Raw genomic sequence first — 24,775 nt, 5'->3', positions numbered from 1 at the left:
TACAGAACACTCTGGCTCATATAATTATCCTTTTATAAAAGTAATACTATCTTATATTTTGGAAGTAAAACCTGTATTGTTTTTGAATATATGCTCTTGAAGATTTATAGTTTGCCCTTCGCCAAATTCTATAATTCTATCATCATTCCATTTATATAGTTCTTCAATTGGTTCCTTAAATAATGAGAATGATGTATGATGTACAGGTAAGATAACAGTTGGTCTGGTGATTGTTACGGTGTCTTTTAAAAGATCGGCTGTATATGAAAAAGGACCACCAAATTTGTCTAAACCACCTCCTCCCATATTGGGGATCAAAATATCTGCTTTACGTCCTTTAATGTGTTTTTTCATTTTAGAATGATTGATAGTATCTCCTGTTACATAAATCTCTAGTGATTGACCATCTTTCCTGATTTTTATCCAATAACCGTTAACTCCACCACATAATATAGCTGATATATAGTTAGACCCATGAACACAAGTTATTGCTTCAATTTCTATTTCATATCCATTACTATTTGTATGGATTTTATCTGTCCAGTTCATGAACGAAACATTTTCTAAAGATCTATTGGTAAACCAGGGTTTTAGGTTTTTATGCGAATATACTTTTGAGCTTGATGATATTTTAGACATTCCTAGCTCATCGATATGATCTGCATGATTATGAGTCAACAACCAAATATCAATAGTATCAAAATCCGAATTTACAAATTGAGGCTTTGTTCGTCTTTTAGCTTTAAAAAATTTCAGATCGATTATAGTGTTTATATCACAAAGAATAGGGTCACAAGCAATTTTAAGATCTCCAACTTTTAATATCCATGTCGAAGCACCGATCCATTTAAAATCTATGTTTAAATTTTTCATATATTTATACTTTAAGTTACTTTAAGTAACCGAAAATAATTCAAAATATTCTGATAAACAATAACTTACAAATTAGTAATTAAGTAACATTATGATAACTAATACTGATAAACAACAGGTTAGATTGAAGAAAAAAATTGAAAAATATTTTATTTCTACTGCTCCATACTTAAAAGAAGGGTTTTGCCCTACAAAAAACCTGCTAGCAACTACCTTGGATAAGTGGAGTTTGTTATGTGTTTTTAATTTGGGGTATTATGAAGTTCTTAGATTTAATGAATTAAAAAAAAATATAGATGGAATTTCCTCAAGGATGTTAGCTGTTACTTTGAAGAAGTTAGAAGGATATGATATTGTAGAACGTAAGGTTTATCCAGAAATCCCTCCCAAAGTGGAATATTCTCTCACGAAATTTGGTTTTGAATTATCAGATAAAATTATTGACTTAAGTAATTGGTTTATGGATAATTCTAAATCTTTACGATAATGTAAACGTTTCATTAAAAGTAATCTTTTCCTAATCAAAAAGCTCCTTCTATGATTAGATAACCCTACTATTCCTACATTTATAGCGGCAAATAATTCTATGGATTGAGTGATACTCATTATACCATTTATTAGTTTTTTTGAGCACAAACAATCAAGGTTTCCACTTTCATTGTTTTTCCATCAATTTCTTGTCCTGGTTCCTCTTTTTCAATATGTTCTGTAACCATGAAGTTATTTCTGTGTAATAATTGGATAACTTCTGATTTGTTAAACATATCAAACCCATATTTTACAAAGGGATATGTTGCCATACTTGATTTTGGCCTTAAAGAAATGATCAGTTTTCCTTTAGGCTTTAAAACCCTTCTAATCTCTTTTAAAACACGTTTAGGGTCCTCCCAAAAATAAATAGTGTTAATAGTGAAAACTGTGTTAAACTCTGCATCTTCACAAGGGATTTTGTCAGCATCGGCAATGAAAAAATCAACCTTTCCTTCTTTTATTAGTTTTTCATTCAATGCAGTTGCCTTGCTCACCATTTCCTTAGAATAATCACAACCTTTATATTGAATTGTATTTTCTAGTTTAAAAATATCTTTTACAAAAAAACCATTTCCCATACCGATTTCTAATATAACATCGTTTGCCTTTGGGTTCAATACATCAATAGTATGAAGGTTGATCAATTTATTACCGGCATTCATCTTTTTACCCATCTCTATTCCCCAATCACCTTCGGGTTTTCGCAGTTGTAGGGCTATTTCTTTAAGTTGTTCTTCTGTCATTATATATTTAAAAAAAGTTATATAATAATTTAGGTCTATTTTTTACCAGTACTACTACTTTTCTGATCACTACTGTTTTTGAGTTCAATTAATGTTAGTTGTGCAGCAGCACATAGCTTTTCATTTCCGTTTTTAATAATAAATATTTCGGATTTACAAATGGTTAATGTTCTTCCATTTTTTAATACACTTGATTTTCCTATTAGCAGTTCTCCATCTCCGGGTGCCATCAAATTGATCTTAAACTCTACTGTTAAAACAGAGGAGTTTTCTTCCATCAATGAAAATCCGGCATATCCAGCTGCATTATCAGCAATAGTACTAATTATGCCTGCATGAAAAAAGCCATGTTGTTGTGTTAAACTCGAATGATAAGGTACATGAATCTCACAATACCCTGGCTGAACGTCTATTAATTGTGCATTGATTAACTTCATGAACTGTTGACGTTCAAAGCTTTCTTTAACTTTTTTCTTATATGTAGCTGATTTAGGTTTGAATTTCATTCTATGTGAAAAATAACAAAATTGAGCCTAATAAGATACTAATTATTTAGAAAAATCAATTAGTAAGATCTTTGTTTGCTGTAGTGAATAATGGCAATGATACTTTATATTTTACTACTAGTAATCGAATTAGAATGATTAACAGGGCAGTAGAGATATATGTGATGTTCTGATCCAAATCAAATGAATATAAAACCATAAAACATATTCCACCAGCTATAGAGGCTGTGGCATATATTTCTTTTCTGAAGAGTACAGGGATTTCATTACATAAAATATCACGAATTACTCCACCAAAACAACCGGTTGTAGTTCCCAGAGCAATAGAAACAATAGGTGCTAACCCTGCATTAATTCCTGTTTCGACTCCTATAATAGTAAAAACCCCCAATCCAATGGTATCGAATAAAAAAATTGATCCTTTAAGATAATCGAGTTTGTTTCTAAAAATGATAGAAAACACTGTAACCCCGCCTATCAAATACATAGTGGTTGTATTTTGCATCCAGGAAACCGGAGTATTACCAATGAGTATATCCCGAATAGTACCTCCTCCTATTGAAGTAACAAATGCAATGATAAAAATACCAAATAAGTCTAATTTTCGGTTCATTGCACTTAGTGAACCCGATATTACGAATGCAATGGTCCCTAGAATATCTAAGATATTAAAAATTGTCATTTCGCTTATTTTGTGGTTAAATGTAATATAACTTATCTAATTTTAAAACATTAAAGTTTCATGTTGTTTATGTAATATGGAGAAACGTATTTTTAGAGAAGCGATTAATTATCCGAACACTTCACAAACTCAAATTACTCTTCACAAATCGTTTTGCTGGTCTGAAGTATTAACTATTATTTTTATTAAACGAAACTTAAAACACGATAAAAATGAAAGAAAAATTACTTGCACTAGGTTTATTTTTTATAGCAGTAAACAGTTACAGTCAGAGTATCAATTTTCCTGACCCTAACTTTAAAAATGATTTGATACATCATTCTCCTTCAATAGATTTGAATAATGACGGAGAAATAGATGTTTCAGAAGCACAAAATTATAGTGGCCTTCTATCCGTTGGGCAGACTCCATTCATACATGATTTAACAGGAATAGAATTTTTTATAAACATAAGACAACTTGTTGTTGCAAGTGGTTTGTTAATAAAGCTAGATCTAAGTAATAACACAAAATTAATAACTGTACAAGTAGACGGAAATAAAATTAATAAAGTAAATTTAGGTAACAATCCTAATCTAATTGTACTTACCTGTTCAGATAATGAGTTAGTCGATTTAGATGTAAGTGCATATTCATCTTTGCAATCGGTATATTGTTATGATAATCCAAATCTCAAAACATTAGATGTGGCAAATGGAAATAATCACCATCCTAATTTTACTTTATTTGCAGATAATAACCCTAAGTTAACTTGCATTAATATAGACTCGGGGTTTACGCCTACTACTAATGGGCATTGGAGAAAAGATGCAATGGCTGGTTATAGCGACATATGCGTCCAAGGTAGTACAGGAGGATTGATAGATTTAGGGCCTCTTTCTGATGAGGTGCCAGAATCAGGTAAAAAAGTAAGTAATGATATCATCGTATATCCAAATCCAGCAAATAACTTTGTTAATATTCGATCTAAAGAAATAGTAAAGAAACTTACTTTGTATACGTTTGTTGGGGAGCAAGTTTTACAGAAACAAAACACTCCTGAATTAGATATTTCTGAGGTGAATAGAGGAGTATATTGGCTTGTAATAGATACAAAAAGCAAAACATTAAGAAAAAAAATCATAAAAGAATAACATACTTTATAGCCTATTTAAACCGCGTATTATGAAAATGAAAAACTACTTACAAATACTAGTTTTAGTACTAAACCTTTCTTTTTTTAATCAGCTCTTTGCGCAAGATCAAATGGTTCATTTATTAGAACCCTCACGAGACGGAAAAAAGCAACAGATTTTACAAATTGGCGAAAATAATGGTGTAAAATTATTGGCAATGGCTTCTTGTAAACAATGTATGCCGGCTGTTTACACTTATAATCCAGAAGTTAGTAAAGCATCGGGGAAATCTATTTATGGCACCTCGGGCATCTATGTGATACCTTATGATGAAAATAGTTATGTGTCTGTAGCTCCTAAATCACCAGCAGTGGCTATAGGAGAAGGTATTTGGGAGACTTTTTTATATGTTAATTTTTTTAGTGCAGATAAAGCTAAGGTTGCTGGTATGACTAAAAAGAAAGTAGAAGATTGGGCGATAAACTTTTCAAAACAGATTATGACAGGAGGAGTTGGTGCACAAGCTGTTGATAGTGAAAGTAACCTTTATTATCCAGCAGCAAAAAAACTACACAATGGAGAGTCATTTAATTCTGTTACTATAGACATTACAAAAGGAAAAGAGATACGTCTTAATTTTCCTAATGGCCATGGTGAGCGTTATAGTTTTATGGCAGAGTTGAGCAAGATTTTAGAAGTCGATATTTATGACGTTGGAGGTAATAGGAGAGAGTATATGCTTGTAGAAAGTCCGCTTTCGGTTATATGGGCAAAATACAGTTCGGGAAATGATTTAGGAAAATCAGTATGGGGTCCGTACGAAACCTTTAACTATTTCCATAAAGATCAAAAAGCAATAAGAAATTTACTGGTTAGTAAAGAAACTCAGGATAAAATAGATGCAAAATTGGCAGATTGGTCGTTAAAGGCAAAGGAACACACAGAAAAGGCATATGCAACAAAAGAAGCAGAAGCCATAAAAAACAGACGTTTACCTGCAAAAGGGTTTAGTAACTCAGAATTAGAAAAACAAGCGACACTAGCAGCAAAATCTTGGGCAAATCAATATGGTTGGGAAGAAACTATTTCCAAAGCATACTTTGCTGGTAGCGACTGGAGTATTTACAGAAATACGCTAACCGGTGTACAGCTTGGCAGGCGAATTTCTGGTGTTATTGTTATGAAACGTAAGGACGGTACATGCAGTTTTCATTACGCAACATTTGCTCAACAATACAATGGCGGTGGTTATCAAAAAGTATTTACAGAAGGGATTGTTCCAGGGCAAAACGTTTTAGAATGTACCTATGTTAACTGAAACCAGATAAGACTCATAAACTCAAATTACGATTCACAAACTGCTTTATGATTACTAATTCTAAACTACCTATTTTTGTTACATGAATGCAATTAAAGCAATACTGGTAGATGATGAGCAAAGAGCTAGAAACGTTTTATCAAATTTGATAAAACGTTGTGATTTAAATATAGATGTTCTTGCGCAATGTTCCTGTCTTGAAGATGCTGTGGAAGAGATTAAAGAATTACAACCCGATGTCGTTTTTTTAGATGTTCAGATGCCAAATTATGCAGGATATGAGATCGCAAATTTCTTTGAAGAAATGAATTTTGATATCATTTTTGTAACTGCTTTTGATGAGTATGCTATAAAAGCTTTTGAATTATCGGCTATAGATTACCTGGTAAAACCTATAGATAGAAGGCGGTTAATAGCAGCCGTAGAAAAATTGCAAAGCAAAATAGAAAAACAAAAAAAAATCCAAGACTATCAGGTTTTACTAAACACAATAAAAGAAAAAGAGTTTAAACAGATCATACTTCCCGAATTAGGCAATAGGCGGATGTATCATGTATCCCATCTATATCCACAGTCAGCAATCCTGAGTGCTCGATAAGGGCATTATTATTGCGTTTTGTAAAAGTTCCTGAAAAGGTTACATAATCAAAATAGTTCTTCTTATATTCTTTTTGTTGCCTCTCTGAACTGAATCCCCGAAGCGTTTTTGTTTTGTATTCCCTGATGGTAGCTGTGATCATAGCATAGGTTTCTAATATCCCAACAGTTGCAGAAGGATATAGATGATACAAGTTCGTACTAAAATAACTGAATTTTGGATTCCATTGGGTTTCTGGGATCTCTTCCAGAGCTTTATTAATCCGTTGAAGGTTACTCTGGTAATCAGGGATATTATTTACCAGTCCTAAGTGAAGCGTATCATTGATTTTGATAAGTAATTCATCTTCAGTATCCATTTGAAAATACAATTGGGCAAAATCAAAAACAGTTCCTTTACACTCTTTATCATGTATATCCTTGTAAACCCCCTGATTGTTTACAATCTCAATAGACAGACTATGGCGTTGCTCTGGTGTAAATGGATTAATGACAGGTTTACATGTATTTCCGTTTACATACAATATGGTTTGTTCAGGATAAAACTGCCGGAGGATATAACTGTAAATCTTTAGCCCATAATGGGTTTTGGATAGTATTGTTTTTCTGGTGATCATAACGTATTTTTTTACTGATCTGTGCGATCAATTGTTTCTGGTGTATTAAAAAAAATAGGGTACACACTTTTACTATAGTGATAGTGTAGCTGCAAGAAGTATGGGTACTATAGTGACACTGCTTTAAAATTTGTATCAGTGTACCTATAGCACGCTTACCTCTTAAATGTCGAAGCCTTTTCATTTCTTTGAGGACTTCCGTTTCAAGCAAAGAATTTTCGGACTCTCCAACGATATGGTATCAGTCGGATTACTCCTTTGTCTTTGATACATTTTCATTTCCTTGTTTTTAAATAATCCTCTGCCATTTGATCAATAACATGGGGTTTGCCCTGATGTATCCATTCTATAATTGCTTTTTTAGAGAAGGTGAGGGGTTTCCCTCTGGAGAGTACAGGAATCTGGTATCTGCTGATCTTGGAGTATACAGTAGGTTTGGTATATCCGGTAAGCCTGCAAACTTCTTCCATAAAGATAATGTCCTGTTCTTCTTTTTCTAAAAGTGAAGGTTCATTGTTACCATTTTTTAGAAACTGATCAGAGTGCTCTTGTAATAGCTGCTGCTGTAATTCTTTATACTCTCCAACAGTTAAGGAGTACAATGGTTTTGATAAATCGCTCATGTGATATATTTTTTTAATTAAAAATGAGCATTACGTAATGCCTGTGTTTCTTTAGATATCTGGCACTAAATAACAAAGGATTTCAAAGTGCTTTTCAGATAAATCGTAGAGCGTAGAGAATAGAGCGTGTTTACAACCCGTATTTTTTGATACAGCTTGTAGCTCCTAGGGTGTTGTATGGATACATTATGCAAAAAAAATCGTAGAGTGTAGAGAATAGAGTGTGTTTACTGTTTGTAAACTAGGAGAAAACAAAAAAGAGAGAAGTTACAATACGTCTTCTAATTGGTCAACGATACTATATAATAATTTTACCTTTTCATCTTTGCCTCCATTAGCATATTGAAGTTGAGTAGTTTTAAATTCATTTCCGTTTTTATCCAAAAAACATTTCACTGTAGTTCTCCAGTTCTCATTGCCCATAGGTTCTATTTTTTTGGTTTGTAACAAATAACGTACAAAAAGTTTCAGATAGATATTGTTTTCTGACCAGATGATTCTTTTAGATTTGGAAACCCCTCGACCAGAGAATATCTTTTTAAACCTTTCAAAATCAAAATCGGGGTCAGCTTTAATAAAATCATGTTTTATCAGTAAATGAAAAACATCATAGAAGTCAGTACTATGACTATTCAAATAAGCAGGCTCTTTTTGAAGAATCATTAGACGATAGGAATTGAATTCCTCTCTGGATTTTGGGCGTTTTCCAATACTCTTTTCATTTTTCACTTCAGGTTCATCCTTTGCAATTTGATTTTTTAATGAGACAAACAGTGTGTCTACATACTCCTTAACGGTATCACTGACCCTATCGGAGAAGAAAATATTGTGATATTGCCGAAGGACTTGTACATTAAGAAAATCTATATATGAAATTTCATAATCGTCAAAAGAATACGATAGGTGATGTTTTAAAAATTCAGGAATATACCGAACCCCTAATTCATATTGTCTAAGTTTTAATGAAAACCAATAGGCAAAATCTTCCTCTTTAGACAAAATTTCATAATTTACCCGATAGGAATATCCATCATTACGACTAAAAAAAAATTCCAAACCAATGTAATCCGAAAAATCACAAGCCCTGTTAAGCTGGTTTACTTTACTCTCATAATAGTGTTTTGTGTCTTTACTCCCTTCCAAATATCCATCATAAGTAGTAAAAGGACTGGTTTTTGAAATAGAAATATCCCTTACTTTTTCAATAAGTGTTTCCATAATCCTTTGTTGAGAAAAGTTCTTAAACTCAATACCAGGATTAAAAAAACAATCTCTCTCAAAATCCCATATATCAAGGGTATTAATTTGGAAATGTGTGAAAAGTGGTTCTTGCATATATATTTATAGGGAAAGGTTAGGAATATTATTTACAGCATCTACTTTTTTCTGGTCAATGATTTGGGCATAAATTTGGGTAGTCTTTAATATTTTATGTCCTAATAACTTTGATACCGTATAAATATCAGTGCCTATGGTTAATTGTAAAGTGGCAAAGGTATGTCTTGCACAATGAAAGGTAATTTTTTTTGTGATTCCGGATGCTAACATCCATACCTGAAGTTTAAGAGATGTGGTAGTATCAAATTTAAAACCTTTGAAAACAAGAGCTTCTTTATCATCAGGTTCTCCTAATAAATCCCTTGCCTGTTCAGAGATGGGAAGCGTCTCTGTTTTTTTAGTCTTCTGTTGAGTAAAACGTAAGTACCACCCTTGCTCCTTAGAATATTGTAACTCGCTCCATCTCATCTTTTGAATATCAGATTTTCGTAAACCTGTTAACGCACTAAAGATAAACGCTTTTTTTAAGTGTGGGTACTGGCATGCTGTCTTTACCACTGTTTTTAATTCTTCCAGGGTTAAAAACTCTCTTTCGGTTTCTTCCTGCACAATATGGGCTACATCATTACAAGGATTATGATCCAGCAATTTATCTTTACAGGCCTGACGTATGACAGTCCTGAATTTACTAAAGTAGATATGAGCCGTATTGACCGATAAAGGGATATGATTATCAGGAGTGTTTTCTGACTGTAAATACTTTTTAAAACCTTCTACCCAATCCTTATCAATATCTTCAAGGGTTACATGATCAGTACCTACATATTTTATAATGTATTGTAATACACTTTTCCATATTCCATACGAGCTACCAGTTCTCTTTTGTGTTTGTTCTTTAAAATAGGCGACAATACTTCTTTTAGGAGTTACTTCCTTATCTTTAATCAAATGAGAAAAATCATGCTCATCATGTTGTAATTTTAACAACTGTTTAGAACGGATACCTTCTGCCAGAATAAGTGTCTTTTTATTGTGTTCCTTTTCTATCTTTGTTCTGGGACTGGGATGAAGATATAGTTTTAAGGATTCTTTTTTTCTGGTTTGCCTGGCTTTTGGAAGATAATAGTCTAAGAACAAACTTATCCTACCATCTTTCAGGGTTTTTTGTCGTAAAGAGATATTCATGATGCATTTTTTTTGTGCCTTTAGAATCAAAAGGCACAATTACAGCACAATAATAAGCAAAAAAGCACATAAAACAGATGATTTTGGTAATTTTATTTTATTCAATAACTTTTGTAAACTACTGATAATTATGATTTAATATGTTTTTTTGATAGTTCGTTATGATGTTTGAATTTTTTGGAAAAGAAAATCAATTATTTTCGGATATATCAGCAATTTTTATCATCTTCTTCAATTAATTTCTTAATGAAATATGAGGGGTTCATGCCAACGGTTTTTTTGAAAATTTTTGAGAAAGAAGAAGCACTAGAATATCCAAAATCTTTTGCAATTGCATCTAAAGAATGTTTTCGTAATTCTGGATTTTCTGTAAGGCTTTTTGTAATGTATTGAATACGAAGATTGTTGGTGTGCTCTGTAAAAGAAACTCCTGTATGAGAGTTAATAATTTTTGATATGTAAGAGGTGTTACTGTCTAGTTTACTTGCTACATATTTCAAGCTAAATTCAGGGTTTAAAAAGGCTTTTTGTAACTCTAGCTCATCTAAACCCGAAATAATTTTATTAATAATATCTTCTCGAATAGCAATTTTTGGAGCACTATTATTTTCTGTAGATTGCGGAGTAGGTATTTTTTTTTCTGCTTCAAGAGAAATAAGAGCTTGATATTTTTTATCTGTTTTTGTTCGTAAAATATAAGAGCGAATTAGTACAACTAGTAAAAAAATAGATAAAAGAATGAAAAATATTTTATAAATAAACCATCTGTTTTTCTTCTGGTTTAAAAGTACTTGATTGGTATTGTTTATTTTTTTTAAAGCAATAAAACTTAACTGTTCGATTCCGTTAATTTTAAGAGTATCTAACTTTTTAATTTCAGATAATGCTAAGGTAGAGTATTTGTAAGCTTTTTCTAATTGTTTCGTTTTATTATAAGAATTGGCCAATATAGTATACCCTTTTAATCGTAGATTATTGTTTCTTGGATGTAATATGTTTTTTTCTAGAAATAGGTTTCCATAATACAAACAAGAGTCTTGACGATTTAGATTATAAAATGCTTTAGCTAGATAAAGATATGTTTCTTGATTTGTAAAATGTTTTTCCTCAGTAAGTTTTATTTTTTTTGCTTTTCTTAAAAGAGATAATGCATGCTCGTATTTTTGTTGATGTAATGCAATAACCCCCATTTTTATATCAAATAATTTCTGAGTGTGATTCGTTTGCTGTTCTATTTGGATAGCCGATTTATAATGTTTTTTATAATATGTTTTGGCAGAATCCAGAAAATTTGGTTTAAGAAATTTCTCATAAGATTTTAAATAGGAATCTCCTAATGCAACATTTATACTAGGAAGAGTTAATTTGTTTTCATTTACAGTCGAGATATTTTTTAGCGGGCTTAATAATTTAATCGCAGATTCGTATTTTTCAAGTTCTATATAAATTAAAGCAGTTTGATATTGTAATGCTAGTTTATATTTTTCAGAATAGAAATTATTCTTTTTACATAAATTTTCATTTTGCTCTATGTATTTTAGAGCTTTAGAGTAATCTCCTAAACATTTTTCTATATAAGAAAGACGCCCAAGCACATGAGATTTAATATAAAAAAAACAACTTTTATACAAGGTAGAATCTTCAGTATTTAATTTTTTTAGAATTTTTAAGGATACCTCTTTAGATTTACTACAATCTCTTTTAAAATAAATAGCATTCGCTTCAAACATCAATCCATTTAGATAATCACAAGGAGAATCAGCATACAATTGCATTTTTTTAGCATAAAATAGTGTACTGTCATTATGTATTCTGTAAAAATCATTTGTTTTATTTAACCAAAAAGAGTATGGTTTAGATGGAGTTTGTGAGTAAGCAGAAAAAATCAAAAAGAATACAAGGTAAAGTAATTTCATATAAGGTAAAATTCAGGACAAAATTAATAGAATTAGGAAAGAATACAACAAGAAATTTTCATGTTTTTTATAATTTATTTATGGTAATAATTTATAATTATAAAACTCTAAATCACATAAATATTTTGATTTTTACATCTTTTTAGATGTTTATTCATAAATAGACATGCCATGCTTTTTTTTTAAGAAATGACTTCATGATTTTGTGGTTTGTTTTAATGTTTGATTCTTAAACTCTTTGTGTAACAAAGGGTTCTGATAGTAACAGGAAGCTGAGTTTATAAGTTGAGATTTAGTAATATATAGGGTAATATTTATAAATCTTAACTACTTGCGATTTTAATACCATATATACCAAAGTATATTCGCTTTTGGAAAAAGAGTAAGAATCCTTTAGTTTATCGAGAAACGAAGTTACAAGCACTTCTTTATATAATATATTTTATAAGGTATTGTGGTTGGATAGTATAGTGTTTTCCAAAAAAATAAGAACGAATAAATATTTAAGGTTTATAAGATTTTATAAGAACCATTATGATTCAAAAAATTAGAGAAAGCAAAACATCAAAAATTCTGGCAACTTATTTGGCAATACAACTTGTAGTTACTATAATTCAGCCTACGTTTCTATATGCTTTAACCAGTGGTCCTTCACAGCCAGAGTTTAATTCTTTTACTCCTATTGGTACATCAGATATGGTAGATTTAACCAGCGGAGATTTTAACTATAATATCCCAATTATGGATGTAGGAGGTTACCCTTTAAATCTTGCTTATGATTCAGGAGTAATGATGGATCAAGAAGCCAGTTGGGTAGGTTTGGGATGGAATCTTAATGTAGGACAAATTAAAAGGCAGGTACGAGGAATTCCTGATGACTTTAAAGGAGATACACTGCATTATGAAAAAAATCTAAAAAAACATGTAACCGTAGGGCTTAATGTTGGCGTAGAACCACAAGTGTTCGGATTAGAAACAGGGGATTATGTAAATGCTTCACTAGGATTAGGTATCCAGTATAGTAATTATCATGGGATTACTTTCAAACCTTCTTATGGATTATCTTTTGCAGTATCAGATAATGTAAGCGTGGGGATGAATGTACAAACCTCTGTCTTAGATGGGGCAACGATTTCACCAAATATAAGTGCTAAAAAAGGTGTAGGATATGTAGATGGACAGGCTTTATATGGGAAATTGAATGCAGGAATATCTTTTAATTCTAATAAAGGATTGTCATCATTTAACTTAGGAGCGTCCTACGGACATCAAGAAGATAAGAGAGCACTTAAATTTGATAAAGCATATGGAGGGACATCAGGAAGTCTTTCTTTTTCTGATATAACTGTAACTCCCAGAAAACGAACCGCTTTTCAGGATTATAATGTTAATTTTTCGGTTTCTGTAGGAGTAGATGCATGGGGGTTGGATGGAGAAGTCGAGTTAAATGCTTCCGCTTCAGTTCAAAAAATAAAAGATAAGCAAAAAGTAGAAAAAGCATATGGATATGAACATACAGGACAAGCAAGTTCTCATGATGTATTAGATTATAATAGAGAAAATGATCGGGAAATTAGTAAGAGTTTACTAGCATTACCATATACCAACTATACGTATGATCTGTATAGCGTTAATGCACAAGGAATAGGGGGTATGTTTCGTCCGCACAGAACACAGATTGGTCAAATTTATGACGAATATGTTAAAGATGAGAGTTTAGGGTTTAGTTTAGGTGGTGAAATAGAAGCAGGTACAGGGTTTCATTTAGGAGGTAATTATGTAATCTCACCCTCTAAAAGTCATACAGGTGTATGGAAAACTAATGCTTCAAAATATTTAAAAAATGAAAACGAAAATGCTCCAAATCAAGCAGTAGATAACGAACCCGTATATTTTAAATATGTAGGAACTTCTAAAGTAGATCAGGAAGCAGAATTCTATAAAGAACGTTTAGGAGCAGATTCACCAATTGCTTTAAAAATTGGTGGAGGTGGATTTAATAGCTATGCAGATACTAAATTTAGAATAAAAACCTATGATCCAGTATCTCAAAAACCAAAATATGATAAAGAATTAGGTTTCCAAAACAATTTTAAAAGAACAAAAAGAGATGTTCGTAATCAAGCTGTTCAAAAATTAACAAAAAAAGAAGTTAAAGCTCTCTATAAAGACTCCTACTATAAAGATCGGATTAGTACATATGCAAAAGATCATCATACAGCACAACTTCGAGTACTAAAACCTGATGGAGCTACGTATGTTTTTGGAGAAACGGCTTACAATATTAAAAAGCAAGAAGTAACTTTTGCTACCAATTCTACTCAATATGATTGTGTAAAGGGAATTGTTAAATATAATACTAATAACACTAACGAAAATACGGTTAACAATACCAGTGGGATAGATCATTTTTATGATAAGGTAGAAACCCCAGCGTATGCGCATACCTATTTATTGTCTTCGGTTTTATCTGCAGATTATGAAGATAGATCAGGAGATGGTCCTACAGAGGACGATTTAGGAAGTTATACCTTGTTTGAGTATGAGGCAAAAGAAAAAGATCCTTATCGATGGAGAATTCCTTATGGTCATAAAGAAGCTTCTTATAATGCAGGACTCAATTCGCATAGATTAGATCAAAAAGGAAGTTATATCTATGGCGAGAAGGAAATCAAATACATTCGTAAAATCACAACCAAAACTCATGTAGCAGTTTTTGATTTATCCAAACGTAAGGATGCCAGAGGAGTAAAAGATCATAATGGAGGAGAACCAGTTGCAGGACAGTATATGTACAAAATTGATCAAATTAGATTATATGCTAAACCTGAATACGAAAAATATAAGAAAGATTTAGAAGATGATGACGATTCAAATGATCCAACAATACAACAATTAACTCCTATAAAAACTGCGCATTTTGTGTATGATTACTCTCAATGCCAGAAAGTTGAAAATAATTTTGAAGGTACTCTCGATGATAATGAATTAGATTATTTTGATGAGAAAGGAGAGAAAAAAAATAAAGGAAAACTAACCCTTAAAAAAGTGTATTTTACATATAGAGGGTCTAAAATGGGAAAATACACTCCTTATACTTTTGAATATAATGAAGCCAACCCCGATTATAACCTTAAATCATATGATGTTTGGGGTAATTATAAACCTAATAAAGGGAGTTGTACCCCAACAGATACTACGCTAACCGCACCAGAATTTCCTTTTGTAAATCAAACCGATAAGGCACTACAAGATCAATACACCGCAGCTTGGTCATTGACCGATATTGGTTTACCATCTGGAGGAACTTTGTCATTAAGTTATGAAAGTGATGATTATCAATATGTACAGGATAAAGATCCTATGCAGATGTTTAAAGTAGTGGGGGTAGGTAATAAAGATAATTCAACAACATCAAATCCTAAAGCCAATCAAATTTTGTATAAAGGAGCTATAGGAGAAGCCAAATATTTATATGTAGAATTACCCAATGAAAATGATGTTAATGTAGATTTTAGATCAAAATATCTAAAGGGGCAGGAACAAAAGCCAATATACTTTAGGTTTTTGGTAAATATGACTAAGGCAGGTGCCATAGGGGCTAGTCAAACAGATTTTGATTATGTAACAGGTTATCTTGAAAGAGAAGGAGAGCCAAAGGTGTTTAAAGCAGCTAATGGAAAAATATATGCTTCAATCCCCATGAAACATAGTGAGATGGAAGGAGGAGTAGATGGCGGAATGAAAGTTAACCCAATTTCTAAAGCAGGATGGTATTTTGGTCGAAAATATTTAAACCGCGTAGTCTATGATGAACTTGGAGCAGATTATGGGGCACAAGAAAGTGCAGGGAGTATTGCTAAAAAACTAATTTCTAGTATTGGTGCTATTGGACAAATATTTTCAGGCCCTAACGGAAAATTAAGAAGTAATTCTCATTTATGTGCTCAACGTTTTGTCCCTCAAAAATCTTGGATTCGATTATCTGTACCAAATAAAAGAAAATTAGGAGGAGGAGTAAGAGTGAAACAACTAGTTATGACCGACCAATGGGATAAAATGGGTGGAAATGAATCCCAAACCTATGGTCAAACCTATGACTATACCTTAGAAGATGGAACTACTAGTGGGGTTGCAACTTTTGAACCTAATGATAGTGCAGAAAATCCTTTTGTACAGCCATTTTATGACCAAGGAAAACGATTGATAGCACCTCGTGAAGTTAGCTATGTAGAAAAACCTTTTGGGAAAGCATTTTTTCCTCATGCAAAAGTAACTTATGCTAGAGTAACTGTAAAAAACTTAAAACATAAAGATATAACTAGACATGCTACAGGTAAGGTAGTTACAGAACATTACACCTCCAGAGATTTTCCTACCAAGGTAGATTATACCGATATGGATAAACGATTCCCTAGTAATCAGAATAATATATTAAAACAATTGATAGGGGGACTTTTTGGAGCGCCAATAATTGTTAAAAATGAATTTACGATGACCCAAGGGTATGCAGTACATACCAATGATATGGACGGTAAACAAAAGGGGCAATATGTATATCAGGAAGGTATGGATAAACCTATATCTTCTGTAATATATAAATATCACACAGATGCATTAGACGACAGTAAATTAAATAATACCGTTCCTATAATTTATAAAGATGGGACTATACAAAATAATCAACAGATTGGGATAGATTATGATGTTATTAATGATTTCAGAGAGAGTTATTCAAATTCTAAATCTGCAGGAGTAAATGTAAATGGAGTTGCTATTTTCATTCCCATATTTGTACTTTATGTTTTTACTGTTTTCCCTACTTATAATGAACATGAAAATATAGCACATAGTGCTATAACGACTAAAGTAGTGCATCAAACAGGAATTCTAAAAGAAAAGATTGCAACCGATTTAGGTTCTAAAGTTTCGACAACTAATGAAGCCTGGGATGCAGAAACAGGAGAAGTGTTGCTGACCAAAACAGTAAATGAGTTTGATGATAGTTATTACAATTTTGATTTCCCTGCGTATTGGAGTCATGATAGAATGGGGCAAGCCACCAAAAATTTGGGAAATAAAGGAGTGTTAACTCCATCTGGAGATTATTTTACATTACCTAATGTGAAAAAACACTTTACGTTGGGAGATGAAATTTTAGCATCTTACGGTAAAGATACAGAAGAACGATTGTGGGTGGTAGGTTTTAACGATACCCAAACAGCAGTATTACTAATGGATGATAAAGGGTTAGTAGTTAACAAAAGTGCTAAAACCATACCAGAAAAAGTGAAATTCAAAGTAGTGCGTTCGGGATACAGAAACCTACAGCAAGCAAAGATGAGCTCGATAACGATGATGAAAAACCCATTAAAAGGTAAAAATGGAAACAGGATAAATCAAATTACAGATCAGAGTTTTTACCAACCTGGGGATAGCAGTCCAACAGATCAGTTAAAGATTATAAATGGTAGCGCTGTAGCGTATGATGATTTCTGGAACTGCCAGTGTGAAAATGGATTAGAAAGTATTCCTTTTGCCACTCCGGATTCAGACCAGTTGGCAGATTTAAATATAGAAGAGTATGGGTTTAATCCATATTTATATAATGTAAAAGGAGATTGGAAAGCAAAACAATCCTATGCGTATCTTACAGAAAGGATTGGAGTAGCGCAAGGAGGAGAAAACAAAAAAAATACCAGAAAAGAAGGATATTTTAAAGATTTTACTCCTTACTATACACTAATAGATAATAAATGGGTATCGCATGAGCAGGCTCAGGATAACTGGACCTTTGCTAGTGAAATAACGCAATACAGCCCTTTTGGAGTAGAAATAGAAAATAAAGATGCGCTGAATCGCTACTCATCTGCACAATATGGATATAATTTTACTTTACCAGTAGCGGTAGCTTCCAATAGTAAATATCGCTATATGGGGGCAGATAATTTTGAGGATTATAGTTTTCTAAATACAGATGACGGGCACTATAGTTTTAAAGAACAGGTGACAGGCGATGGAGATAAAGGCATAGCTATTTCTACTACCCATGCGCATACTGGAAATACTAGTTTATGGATTCCTAAAAATAATGGAGCCAGTATGACCACTCAATTACAAGGGGATCTAGTACCAGATAACGACTATGATGATGATGGATGGAAGGACGATGAAGATAATTGCCCATATACCTATAATCGTTCTCAAACCGATTATGATAATGATGGGATTGGAGATTCATGCGATGATAATGCAGTACCGCTTATTACAGATATAAAGAAATCGGGACAATTTTATGGGTGGAGAGAACAAGCAACCTTTACCATTCAAGGAACTCCAAATACCGAAGTAGTTTGCAGGGTTATACCCCAAAGTTATGGGAATAGAGGAGCATGGATATCGGTAAATGGAGATAAATTCTGGATAGCTACAAGAACATTTTCAATACCTATAGGCCCCACAGGGCGAGGATTTATTCAGTTTGAAGTAAGAGCACAAAGAAAAAGTTATTGGAAAAGCCCTAATCGCGTTGCTGTTGATTTTAGAGTATTTAATCAAGATGGTATTACTCCAGTATATAATAGTCCAGTTATTAGATTAGACCCCGTAGGGTATAGAAATTTAAGAAGTGGGGGAGAGCATGGAGCTAAATCTTTATTTCCATCAAGTTTATAACAGTATAAAACTACTCAATAATCCAAAAGGACTATTAAAAAATATATAGATGAAAACAGTATTTAAGTATATCATACTCCTATTTCTTTTTGTAACTAAAATGTATGGGCACACCTCTGGAGATACATCAAACAATCTGTATCAAATCTCTTGTGAAGTTTCCGAAATAGAAAAACAAGCTTTATGGGATTTATATAATACAACAGATGGCCCTAACTGGAAAAATACTAAGGAAAATAATAAACCTTGGGATGTTAATACTCCTGTGTGTGATTGGTTTGGGGTAACCGTGAGTAATGGGAGAGTCAATAGTTTGAATTTGGCAGCTAATGAATTAACAAGGTCTATCCCTAAAGAAATAGGTAATTTAACTTCTTTAGAAACCTTGCAATTGTCACACAACAAATTAACAGGGTCTATCCCTAAAGAAATAAGTAATTTAACTTCTTTAGAAACCTTGCGATTGAATCATAATGAATTAACTGGGGCTATTCCTAAAGAAATAGGTAGTTTAATTTCTTTAGATTACTTGAATTTGGGAGCTAATGAATTAACAGGATCTATCCCTAAAAAAATAGATAAATTAACTTCTTTAGGTTACTTGTATTTGAATGATAATAATTTAACTGGATCTATTCCTGAAGAAATAGGTAATTTAATTTCTTTAAATGTTTTGAATTTGCAGTTCAATGAATTAACTGGATCTATTCCTAAAGAAATAGGTAAATTAACTTCTTTAGTAGGATTGTATTTGTATAATAATAAATTAACTGGATCTATCCCTAAAGAAATAGATAAATTAACTTCTTTAGATTACTTGGATTTGGGAGCTAATGAATTAACAGGACCTATCCCTAAAGAAATAGGCAAATTAACTTCTTTAGATTTCTTGCGTTTGTCATATAATAAATTAACAGGATCTATCCCTAAAGAAATAGGCAAATTAACTTCTTTAGAAACCTTGCATTTGCCTATTAATGAATTAACTGGATCTATCCCTAAAGAAATAGGTAATTTAACTTCTTTAGTAGGATTGTATTTGTATAGTAATAAATTAACAGGATCTATTCCTAAAGAAATCGCAAGTATAAAAACACTAGATGATCTTACTTTTTCATCAAATAATTTTGTTTTTTCAGATTTTGAAAAAGAACATGGTGTCTATGAAATGAAAGCATATTATCTTTATTTACAACAAGCCAAAGTAGATCAGGTAGAAACAAAAAATGTTATTACAGGGCAATCCATTACTTTAAGTACTACTTCATTGACCAGCCCCAATAACAGCTATCAATGGTATAAAGATGGAGTAGCAATAACTGGAGCAACTAATAAAAACCTGATAATTACTAATACTACAGCAGCAGATACCGGAGTATATCATTTTAGAGCAACCAATTCAGTGATAGATAAGCTTACTCTGGAGCGCCACCCTATTACTCTTACTGTTACAGGAAATGATTGCGGAGTATCTGAAAATGAGAAACAAGCGTTATGGGCATTATATACTGCTACAGATGGCCCAAATTGGAAAAATTCAATAGAGAATAATAAGACCTGGAATCTTAGCACTCCAGTATGTGATTGGTATGGGGTAACTGTATCGAATGGAAAAGTGGTTACAGTTAGACTTTCGAATAATAACTTGGCAGGCCATATCCCTTCAGAGATTGAGGGAATATCTTATCTGCAAAACCTTACAATTTCTGGTAATGAGAATTTATCAGGTGAAATACCGATATCTATAGGTAAATTGATAAATCTGAAACAACTTGCAATATATGGCAACCCCAAACTATCTGGTAGTATCCCTAAAGAAATAGGTAATTTGACGAACCTAACTCGATTAACATTAAATCAAAACAATCTAACAGGTACACTTCCTGTAGAACTAGGTAATTTAACAAAAATGAGTTCTATGTTAATTCGTTCTAATCAATTAACAGGAGCTATCCCAAGAGAATTGGCACAGATTGATGAATTATGGGAATTATTTTTAGATGGAAATCAGCTAACTGGAGGACTACCCCCAGAAATAGGAAGACTTTCTAATCTGCGACATCTTTCTTTATCCAATAACAAACTCACAGGAACAATTCCTGTTGAATATAAAGGGTTAATAAAGCTAACTTATTTAGCTTTATCTAATAACGAATTATCTGGTGTAATCCCATCAGAATTATTTAGCCTTCAACTTTTGGAGAAAGTTTTTTTGGATAGAAATAACTTTGAAGGAAGTATTCCTTCAGGAATTTCAGAACTCTCAAATCTAGAAAGGCTAATTATAAATAATAATCATTTCAAAGGAAAACTTCCTATTATTAATTCGTTAGCACTTGAGTATTTATCTATACACTATAATGAATTTGTGTTTTCTGATATAGAAGAAGATCACTCATCCTATAAAGCTAAGGCCCAAAACAAATACAGATACTCGCCTCAAGCCAAAGTCGACCAACCTGAAACAAAAAGTATTAATACAGGGCAATCCATCACTTTAACTACTACCGCATTAACAAGTACAAATAATAGTTACCAATGGTATAAAGATGGGGTTGCAATAACGGGGGCTACAAGCAAAGATTTCATCATTTCTAATGCTGCCGATACCGATGCAGGAGTATACCACTTTAGGGCAACTAACACAGTAGTAAATGGGCTTGCTTTAGAACGTCGTCCGATTACTCTTACCATAACTACCGAGGACACATGTGGGGTCTCTGCGGCAGAAAAACAAGCATTGTTAGATTTGTATAATGCAACAAATGGTGCTAACTGGAAAAATACGATAGTTAATAATAAGCCTTGGGACGCCAATACTCCAGTTTGTGATTGGTATGGAGTTACAGTTGCTAATGGTAATGTAATAAGATTAAAGCTAGAGAATAACGAGTTAAAAGGTTTAATTCCAAAATCATTACAGAACTTAACGAAGCTAAATTATTTTAATTTAAATAAAAATAAACTAACAGGATCGATTCCTGGTGAGTTAGGTAAATTATCAAGTTTAACACATATACAACTTAAATATAATCAATTAAATGGAAATATCCCTATAGAATTAACGAATTTACAAAACTTAATAGTACTTCATTTATCGAATAATCAATTAAGAGGTTATATTCCTAAAGAGTTGAGTTATTTGAAGAACCTAAAACAACTTGTTCTAGAGCATAATATGTTAAATGGTAGTATTCCTAAGGAGTTGAGTAATTTATCAAATTTAGAACATTTAAGCTTAAATTCTAATCAATTATCAGGAGTAATACCTGCGGAGTTTAGTGGTTTGATAAAATTAAGAAATCTAGCTATAGCTAATAATCAATTTGTTTTTTCTGATTTTGAAAAAGAACACTTAACCTATAAAAAGATAGAATCATATTTGTATTCCCCCCAAGCCAAAGTAGATCAACCCGAAACCAAAAGTGTTATTACAGGGCAATCCATCACTTTAAGTACCACCGCATTAACAAGTACAAATAATAGGTATCAATGGTATAAAACGATAAATGGGGTAACCACAGCTATACCAGATGCAACTAGTAAAGAGTATGTAATTTCTAGTGCAACTGCTGCAGATCAAGGAATATACCACTTTTTGGCTACGAACTCAGTAATTACAGATCTAACTTTAGAACGACACCCGATTACGATTACGATAAAAAATCAGAACAATTGTAGTAGTATAACTTGTGAAGAAGCAGTGATTCAGGCATTGAATTTCTTAAAAGAAAATGATATTATCTCCTTTCCGCAAGTTGAGTATACCCTTACAGATAACCCTGCATTTTTTGAAACTTGCGTAGATGAGGTTTTCAATATTAACAATCAGGATACCTTAGTATGGAAAAATATAAGTGCTTCACTTGGTTATGCATTACAATTAAATGGGGTTAGTATTTTTGAAGTATTTAGGTCTGCTCCGGGACTTAGTGATCTTAGTATTGCATCGTTCTCTAGTATTGATATAACTAATGTTCATAATGCAATCACATACTTAGGTACGGATGGTTCATTAAAAGTGATGTCAACTACAGGGTTTTTACTGAATTGTACTCCCAAAGATTGTGTAGACTGTCCTGTAGATACAAACTTTTGTTTAAGTGGGGTATCAGAAGAGTATCCTCTGGTAGAATATCTGGTTCCACAAGGAGAACATATTGTATGGTATCTTACAGAAACAGGAGGTACTGCTATTAAAAAAGAAGAATTTATAACTACCGAAGCAGAAAAGCCAGCAGGGATAACATATTGGTGGGATGATACTAGTGATGCTGTAAACACGAGAACCCCATTAATTGTTAAGATTAGTGATAATGTACCAGTAGTAGAAGAGTTTCAAAGCTTCTCAAAAGGTATGCAAGCAACAATAGGTGATTTAAAGGTAGAAGGCGATAATGTACAATGGTATACCGTACCAGTAGGAGGAACACCACTTAGCACAGATACAATATTAGAAAATGAAAAAACATATTTTGCTGAGGGATCAGGAACTCCTTGTAGAGCACCCGTAATTGTTTCTATAGGAACTCTCCCTCCAGAAGGAGATGGCTATCAAGTGGTATGTGAAGGAACCACTTTAGCCGAACTGGAACAAAAATTAAAAATAATAGAAGGATCTACTATCAAATGGTATGATCAGCAAGAAAACGGTAGCGAATTATCCGCAACAATTCAAGTAGAGAACGGGGTCACATATTATGCTTCTCAGGTCGATATCTATGGAGATATAAGTGAATTCAGAAAAGAGATTGCTGTTAACGTAGTTATCGTTTCTCCTCCTTTTGTCCCAGAAACTCTACAAACTTTTTATAATAATAAATCTCATACGATTGCAGATTTATTAGCAATTGGATATGAAATTCGATGGTATGATCGTAAAATTGGAGGAACTGTATATGCAGATTCAGAAGAATTGATAGATGGGCAAGTATACTATGCAGAGCAGAGGTCAGAAAATGATTGCCCCGGGATACGACAAGGAGTACAAGTACGAATTTTAGAAGAAGAAACCCCTGAGCTGTTTGGGTGTGAGAAATTTAAGCCCAAAGCAGGAGATCGTTATGTGGTTAATGGATGGGTTAGAGAACAAGGCATAAATCGAGTAAATCCAGATGTCAGACTATTTAATGATAGTAAAGAAAGCAAGATGTTTGTAGAATTATTAAATCATTTAAAAAATAGAATTATAGATACCGATCCAGATATATATTATATACCAGAAATATATATTCCACAAAGTGCAACTCAAAATCTGGATTTTGACCCACTACTAGCCTATGTAAACGATACACAAATAGAGGAAAGAAAACTTACTGTATATGGGTTAACATTAGAAAACGATACTTATGGACATACCATTGGATTTTCTTTTGCCTTAAATAAAAACCGTACTAGCACATTTACTTATCTGTCACCTAAAGTTAGAAGAAAAGATTCAGGAAATGGAACTAGCCCTACGTTAACTTATCGATATCCAATTAGAGATAATAAAGATAATATGACGCTTACTTTTACCGATGTAAGAGTAGAAAACGGGCAGTTCTATATGATTTCAAATTTTAGTATGTTAAATGCAGGATCAGACACCGTAACATTAACTAATGTAAAAGATAGCGATTCTAAGGAATCTGGAATAAACCCAGAAGTCACCTTTTATCAAGATGAAGAAATATCAGGATATCAGCCAATCACTTACCTCAATACTTTAGTAAAAATCACATACAAAGATGCAGATGAGGGGGTTATGGATACCCATGGCTTACAATTTAAACCTCAAGGTCTGGTAATCGAAGGATGGCAACAAGTATCAGGATCTTTTACCATACCTGTAGATGCTCACCAGATGACATTATCTCTAGAAAATACATCCTCAGAGGTCAATGTATATTTTGATGATATTCGTTTTCATCCTTATGATGGTAATATGAAAACCTTTGTGTATGATCCAGCAACACAACGGTTGATGTCTGAGTTGGACGAAAATAATTTTGCAACTTTCTATGAATACGATGCAGAAGGAGGTTTGGTTAGAATTAAAAAGGAAACAGAAAGAGGAGTATTCACTATTCAAGAAAGCCGATCCGGAAATACCAAAGCAACCAAATAGATTGGGA

15 protein-coding genes are annotated in these 24,775 nt (G+C 32.6%); 6 read left to right on the top strand and 9 right to left on the bottom strand.

Going from position 1 to position 24,775, the window contains the following annotated elements; all coding sequences use genetic code 11:
- Window positions 1-51: 51 nt before the first annotated feature.
- Window positions 52-873 (bottom strand): MBL fold metallo-hydrolase, encoded by an 822-nt coding sequence (locus Z054_RS30180; RefSeq protein ID WP_024770296.1) that lies wholly within the window; start codon window positions 871-873, stop codon window positions 52-54.
- A gap of 91 nt (window positions 874-964) precedes the next feature.
- Between Z054_RS30180 and Z054_RS28390 the strand changes: the two genes are divergently transcribed.
- Window positions 965-1,360, top strand: coding sequence for a winged helix-turn-helix transcriptional regulator (locus Z054_RS28390; protein WP_035091615.1), 396 nt, complete (start codon window positions 965-967; stop codon window positions 1,358-1,360).
- Window positions 1,361-1,490: 130 nt separating this feature from the next.
- Here the strand turns inward: Z054_RS28390 and Z054_RS0111910 are convergent, their stop codons facing one another.
- From Z054_RS0111910 to Z054_RS0111900, 3 genes are read right to left on the bottom strand one after another with little or no spacing between them, the layout of a single operon-like run.
- Window positions 1,491-2,147, bottom strand: a complete 657-nt coding sequence (locus Z054_RS0111910) for a class I SAM-dependent methyltransferase (RefSeq protein WP_024770295.1) — start codon at window positions 2,145-2,147, stop codon at window positions 1,491-1,493.
- A 35-nt stretch (window positions 2,148-2,182) separates the two neighbouring features.
- Window positions 2,183-2,653, bottom strand: coding sequence for a PaaI family thioesterase (locus tag Z054_RS0111905; RefSeq protein WP_024770294.1), 471 nt, complete (start codon window positions 2,651-2,653; stop codon window positions 2,183-2,185).
- Between the two features lie 55 nt (window positions 2,654-2,708).
- Complete coding sequence (locus Z054_RS0111900) at window positions 2,709-3,335, bottom strand: trimeric intracellular cation channel family protein (RefSeq protein WP_084050300.1); 627 nt, start codon at window positions 3,333-3,335, stop codon at window positions 2,709-2,711.
- Between the two features lie 212 nt (window positions 3,336-3,547).
- On the opposite strand from Z054_RS0111900, the gene Z054_RS0111895 reads away from it, so the two are divergent.
- The 3 genes from Z054_RS0111895 (at window position 3,548) to Z054_RS28385 (ending at window position 6,366) form a co-directional block, all read left to right on the top strand.
- Window positions 3,548-4,468, top strand: a complete 921-nt coding sequence (locus tag Z054_RS0111895) for a T9SS type A sorting domain-containing protein (RefSeq protein ID WP_024770292.1) — start codon at window positions 3,548-3,550, stop codon at window positions 4,466-4,468.
- 31 nt (window positions 4,469-4,499) lie between these two features.
- Complete coding sequence (locus Z054_RS0111890) at window positions 4,500-5,768, top strand: hypothetical protein (protein WP_024770291.1); 1,269 nt, start codon at window positions 4,500-4,502, stop codon at window positions 5,766-5,768.
- An 82-nt stretch (window positions 5,769-5,850) separates the two neighbouring features.
- Complete coding sequence (locus Z054_RS28385) at window positions 5,851-6,366, top strand: LytR/AlgR family response regulator transcription factor (protein ID WP_051473728.1); 516 nt, start codon at window positions 5,851-5,853, stop codon at window positions 6,364-6,366.
- Here the strand turns inward: Z054_RS28385 and Z054_RS31005 are convergent.
- The 5 genes from Z054_RS31005 to Z054_RS0111860 all read right to left on the bottom strand — a co-directional run bounded on the left by Z054_RS31005 (window position 6,284) and on the right by Z054_RS0111860 (window position 11,984).
- Window positions 6,284-6,982 carry a hypothetical protein gene (locus Z054_RS31005; RefSeq protein ID WP_024770289.1) on the bottom strand — a complete coding sequence of 233 codons (699 nt, stop codon included), beginning with the start codon at window positions 6,980-6,982 and terminating at the stop codon, window positions 6,284-6,286. The two genes, Z054_RS28385 and Z054_RS31005, sit on opposite strands and share 83 nt — an antisense overlap.
- Window positions 6,983-7,257: 275 nt before the next feature.
- Window positions 7,258-7,605, bottom strand: coding sequence for a helix-turn-helix domain-containing protein (locus Z054_RS0111875; RefSeq protein ID WP_024770288.1), 348 nt, complete (start codon window positions 7,603-7,605; stop codon window positions 7,258-7,260).
- A 267-nt stretch (window positions 7,606-7,872) separates the two neighbouring features.
- The gene (locus tag Z054_RS0111870; RefSeq protein ID WP_152538532.1) at window positions 7,873-8,823 is read right to left on the bottom strand and encodes a hypothetical protein; all 951 of its coding nucleotides are present in this window, start codon (window positions 8,821-8,823) and stop codon (window positions 7,873-7,875) included.
- A gap of 123 nt (window positions 8,824-8,946) precedes the next feature.
- Entirely contained in the window at window positions 8,947-10,068 is a 1,122-nt protein-coding gene (locus tag Z054_RS0111865; protein WP_024770286.1) for a site-specific integrase, read from the bottom strand.
- A gap of 209 nt (window positions 10,069-10,277) precedes the next feature.
- Window positions 10,278-11,984, bottom strand: coding sequence for a helix-turn-helix domain-containing protein (locus Z054_RS0111860; RefSeq protein ID WP_024770285.1), 1,707 nt, complete (start codon window positions 11,982-11,984; stop codon window positions 10,278-10,280).
- A gap of 534 nt (window positions 11,985-12,518) precedes the next feature.
- Between Z054_RS0111860 and Z054_RS0111855 the strand changes: the two genes are divergently transcribed.
- Entirely contained in the window at window positions 12,519-18,659 is a 6,141-nt protein-coding gene (locus tag Z054_RS0111855; RefSeq protein ID WP_024770284.1) for a hypothetical protein, read from the top strand.
- Between the two features lie 49 nt (window positions 18,660-18,708).
- Window positions 18,709-24,768 (top strand): leucine-rich repeat domain-containing protein, encoded by a 6,060-nt coding sequence (locus Z054_RS30175; RefSeq protein WP_084050298.1) that lies wholly within the window; start codon window positions 18,709-18,711, stop codon window positions 24,766-24,768.
- The last annotated feature ends 7 nt before the right edge of the window (window positions 24,769-24,775 follow it).

This window comes from Aquimarina macrocephali JAMB N27 (genome assembly GCF_000520995.1).
Taxonomy (GTDB): domain Bacteria; phylum Bacteroidota; class Bacteroidia; order Flavobacteriales; family Flavobacteriaceae; genus Aquimarina; species Aquimarina macrocephali.
The sequence above is the reverse complement of the archived record's forward strand: the minus strand, read 5'-3'. Positions and strand labels throughout refer to the sequence as shown.

Bases quoted from the DNA above. Each gene is read 5' to 3' on its own strand.
- Z054_RS30180 (WP_024770296.1), bottom strand. From the start codon at position 873: ATGAAAAATTTAAACATAGATTTTAAATGGATCGGTGCTTCGACATGG.
- Z054_RS28390 (WP_035091615.1), top strand. From the start codon at position 965: ATGATAACTAATACTGATAAACAACAGGTTAGATTGAAGAAAAAAATT.
- Z054_RS0111910 (WP_024770295.1), bottom strand. From the start codon at position 2,147: ATGACAGAAGAACAACTTAAAGAAATAGCCCTACAACTGCGAAAACCC.
- Z054_RS0111905 (WP_024770294.1), bottom strand. From the start codon at position 2,653: ATGAAATTCAAACCTAAATCAGCTACATATAAGAAAAAAGTTAAAGAA.
- Z054_RS0111900 (WP_084050300.1), bottom strand. From the start codon at position 3,335: ATGACAATTTTTAATATCTTAGATATTCTAGGGACCATTGCATTCGTA.
- Z054_RS0111895 (WP_024770292.1), top strand. From the start codon at position 3,548: ATGAAAGAAAAATTACTTGCACTAGGTTTATTTTTTATAGCAGTAAAC.
- Z054_RS0111890 (WP_024770291.1), top strand. From the start codon at position 4,500: ATGAAAATGAAAAACTACTTACAAATACTAGTTTTAGTACTAAACCTT.
- Z054_RS28385 (WP_051473728.1), top strand. From the start codon at position 5,851: ATGAATGCAATTAAAGCAATACTGGTAGATGATGAGCAAAGAGCTAGA.
- Z054_RS31005 (WP_024770289.1), bottom strand. From the start codon at position 6,982: ATGATCACCAGAAAAACAATACTATCCAAAACCCATTATGGGCTAAAG.
- Z054_RS0111875 (WP_024770288.1), bottom strand. From the start codon at position 7,605: ATGAGCGATTTATCAAAACCATTGTACTCCTTAACTGTTGGAGAGTAT.
- Z054_RS0111870 (WP_152538532.1), bottom strand. From the start codon at position 8,823: ATGGAAACACTTATTGAAAAAGTAAGGGATATTTCTATTTCAAAAACC.
- Z054_RS0111865 (WP_024770286.1), bottom strand. From the start codon at position 10,068: ATGAATATCTCTTTACGACAAAAAACCCTGAAAGATGGTAGGATAAGT.
- Z054_RS0111860 (WP_024770285.1), bottom strand. From the start codon at position 11,984: ATGAAATTACTTTACCTTGTATTCTTTTTGATTTTTTCTGCTTACTCA.
- Z054_RS0111855 (WP_024770284.1), top strand. From the start codon at position 12,519: ATGATTCAAAAAATTAGAGAAAGCAAAACATCAAAAATTCTGGCAACT.
- Z054_RS30175 (WP_084050298.1), top strand. From the start codon at position 18,709: ATGAAAACAGTATTTAAGTATATCATACTCCTATTTCTTTTTGTAACT.